Origin of the sequence: Pseudomonas sp. NPDC087615 (assembly GCF_044743445.1) — a bacterium.
In the GTDB taxonomy this organism is placed as follows: Bacteria; Pseudomonadota; Gammaproteobacteria; order Pseudomonadales; family Pseudomonadaceae; genus Aquipseudomonas; species Aquipseudomonas baetica_A.
On record NZ_JBIUWM010000121.1, the window covers coordinates 1 to 3,410 of the forward strand.

The following is a 3,410-nucleotide window of genomic DNA, read 5'->3' on the forward strand; positions in this document are numbered from 1 at the left end:
TGAAAGCTTAGAAATGAGCATTCCATCGATGCGATGATGAATGTTGATTTCTAGTCTTTGATTAGATCGTTCTTTAAAAATTTGGGTATGTGATAGAAAGATAGACTGGATAGCACTTTCACTGGTGTTTATTCAGGCTAAGGTAAAATTTGTGAGTTCTCTTAATTGAGAAATTCGAATTTTCGGCGAATGTCGTCTTCACAGTATAACCAGATTGCTTGGGGTTATATGGTCAAGTGAAGAAGCGCATACGGTGGATGCCTTGGCAGTCAGAGGCGATGAAAGACGTGGTAGCCTGCGAAAAGCTTCGGGGAGTCGGCAAACAGACTTTGATCCGGAGATGTCTGAATGGGGGAACCCAGCCATCATAAGATGGTTATCTTGTACTGAATACATAGGTGCAAGAGGCGAACCAGGGGAACTGAAACATCTAAGTACCCTGAGGAAAAGAAATCAACCGAGATTCCCTTAGTAGTGGCGAGCGAACGGGGACTAGCCCTTAAGTGGCTTTGAGATTAGCGGAACGCTCTGGAAAGTGCGGCCATAGTGGGTGATAGCCCTGTACGCGAAAATCTCTTGGTCATGAAATCGAGTAGGACGGAGCACGAGAAACTTTGTCTGAATATGGGGGGACCATCCTCCAAGGCTAAATACTACTGACTGACCGATAGTGAACTAGTACCGTGAGGGAAAGGCGAAAAGAACCCCGGAGAGGGGAGTGAAATAGATCCTGAAACCGTATGCGTACAAGCAGTGGGAGCCCACTTTGTTGGGTGACTGCGTACCTTTTGTATAATGGGTCAGCGACTTATTTTCAGTGGCGAGCTTAACCGAATAGGGGAGGCGTAGCGAAAGCGAGTCTTAATAGGGCGTCTAGTCGCTGGGAATAGACCCGAAACCGGGCGATCTATCCATGGGCAGGTTGAAGGTTGGGTAACACTAACTGGAGGACCGAACCGACTACCGTTGAAAAGTTAGCGGATGACCTGTGGATCGGAGTGAAAGGCTAATCAAGCTCGGAGATAGCTGGTTCTCCTCGAAAGCTATTTAGGTAGCGCCTCATGTATCACTGTAGGGGGTAGAGCACTGTTTCGGCTAGGGGGTCATCCCGACTTACCAAACCGATGCAAACTCCGAATACCTACAAGTGCCGAGCATGGGAGACACACGGCGGGTGCTAACGTCCGTCGTGAAAAGGGAAACAACCCAGACCGTCAGCTAAGGTCCCAAAGTTATGGTTAAGTGGGAAACGATGTGGGAAGGCTTAGACAGCTAGGAGGTTGGCTTAGAAGCAGCCACCCTTTAAAGAAAGCGTAATAGCTCACTAGTCGAGTCGGCCTGCGCGGAAGATGTAACGGGGCTCAAACCATACACCGAAGCTACGGGTATCACCTTAGGGTGATGCGGTAGAGGAGCGTTCTGTAAGCCTGTGAAGGTGAGTTGAGAAGCTTGCTGGAGGTATCAGAAGTGCGAATGCTGACATGAGTAACGACAATGGGTGTGAAAAACACCCACGCCGAAAGACCAAGGTTTCCTGCGCAACGTTAATCGACGCAGGGTTAGTCGGTCCCTAAGGCGAGGCTGAAAAGCGTAGTCGATGGAAAACAGGTTAATATTCCTGTACTTCTGGTTATTGCGATGGAGGGACGGAGAAGGCTAGGCCAGCTTGGCGTTGGTTGTCCAAGTTTAAGGTGGTAGGCTGGAATCTTAGGTAAATCCGGGATTCTAAGGCCGAGAGCTGATGACGAGTCATCTTTTAGATGACGAAGTGGTTGATGCCATGCTTCCAAGAAAAGCTTCTAAGCTTCAGGTAACCAGGAACCGTACCCCAAACCGACACAGGTGGTTGGGTAGAGAATACCAAGGCGCTTGAGAGAACTCGGGTGAAGGAACTAGGCAAAATGGCACCGTAACTTCGGGAGAAGGTGCGCCGGTGAGGGTGAAGGACTTGCTCCGTAAGCTCATGCCGGTCGAAGATACCAGGCCGCTGCGACTGTTTATTAAAAACACAGCACTCTGCAAACACGAAAGTGGACGTATAGGGTGTGACGCCTGCCCGGTGCCGGAAGGTTAATTGATGGGGTTAGCTAACGCGAAGCTCTTGATCGAAGCCCCGGTAAACGGCGGCCGTAACTATAACGGTCCTAAGGTAGCGAAATTCCTTGTCGGGTAAGTTCCGACCTGCACGAATGGCGTAACGATGGCGGCGCTGTCTCCACCCGAGACTCAGTGAAATTGAAATCGCTGTGAAGATGCAGTGTATCCGCGGCTAGACGGAAAGACCCCGTGAACCTTTACTATAGCTTTGCACTGGACTTTGAATTTGCTTGTGTAGGATAGGTGGGAGGCTTTGAAGCGTGGACGCCAGTTCGCGTGGAGCCAACCTTGAAATACCACCCTGGCAACTTTGAGGTTCTAACTCAGGTCCGTTATCCGGATCGAGGACAGTGTATGGTGGGTAGTTTGACTGGGGCGGTCTCCTCCTAAAGAGTAACGGAGGAGTACGAAGGTGCGCTCAGACCGGTCGGAAATCGGTCGTAGAGTATAAAGGCAAAAGCGCGCTTGACTGCGAGACAGACACGTCGAGCAGGTACGAAAGTAGGTCTTAGTGATCCGGTGGTTCTGTATGGAAGGGCCATCGCTCAACGGATAAAAGGTACTCCGGGGATAACAGGCTGATACCGCCCAAGAGTTCATATCGACGGCGGTGTTTGGCACCTCGATGTCGGCTCATCACATCCTGGGGCTGAAGCCGGTCCCAAGGGTATGGCTGTTCGCCATTTAAAGTGGTACGCGAGCTGGGTTTAGAACGTCGTGAGACAGTTCGGTCCCTATCTGCCGTGGACGTTTGAGATTTGAGAGGGGCTGCTCCTAGTACGAGAGGACCGGAGTGGACGAACCTCTGGTGTTCCGGTTGTCACGCCAGTGGCATTGCCGGGTAGCTATGTTCGGGAAAGATAACCGCTGAAAGCATCTAAGCGGGAAACTTGCCTCAAGATGAGATCTCACTGGAACCTTGAGTTCCCTGAAGGGCCGTCGAAGACTACGACGTTGATAGGTTGGGTGTGTAAGCGCTGTGAGGCGTTGAGCTAACCAATACTAATTGCCCGTGAGGCTTGACCATATAACACCCAAGCAATTTGATGCTCCTCGTTGAACAAACGAAAGAGACCAGATTGCGGTGTGTGAAGACGAAACGAACCGAAAGTTCGATGTTCACAAAACACCGACAGCTGTCACATACCCAATTTGCTGAAGCGAGGCCAACAGGTCACGAGTCAGTACCCGAATTTCTTGACGACCATAGAGCGTTGGAACCACCTGATCCCATCCCGAACTCAGCAGTGAAACGATGCATCGCCGATGGTAGTGTGGGGTTTCCCCATGTGAGAGTAGGTCATCGTCAAGAT

The 3,410-nt window shown here is 50.7% G+C and carries 2 rRNA genes; both read left to right on the forward strand.

Going from position 1 to position 3,410, the window contains the following annotated elements:
• The first annotated feature begins 230 nt into the window (after positions 1 to 230).
• Positions 231 to 3,124, forward strand: a 23S ribosomal RNA gene (locus ACIOU6_RS27725).
• A 169-nt stretch (positions 3,125 to 3,293) separates the two neighbouring features.
• Positions 3,294 to 3,409: ribosomal RNA gene (gene rrf, locus ACIOU6_RS27730) — 5S ribosomal RNA — on the forward strand.
• The last annotated feature ends 1 nt before the right edge of the window (position 3,410 follow it).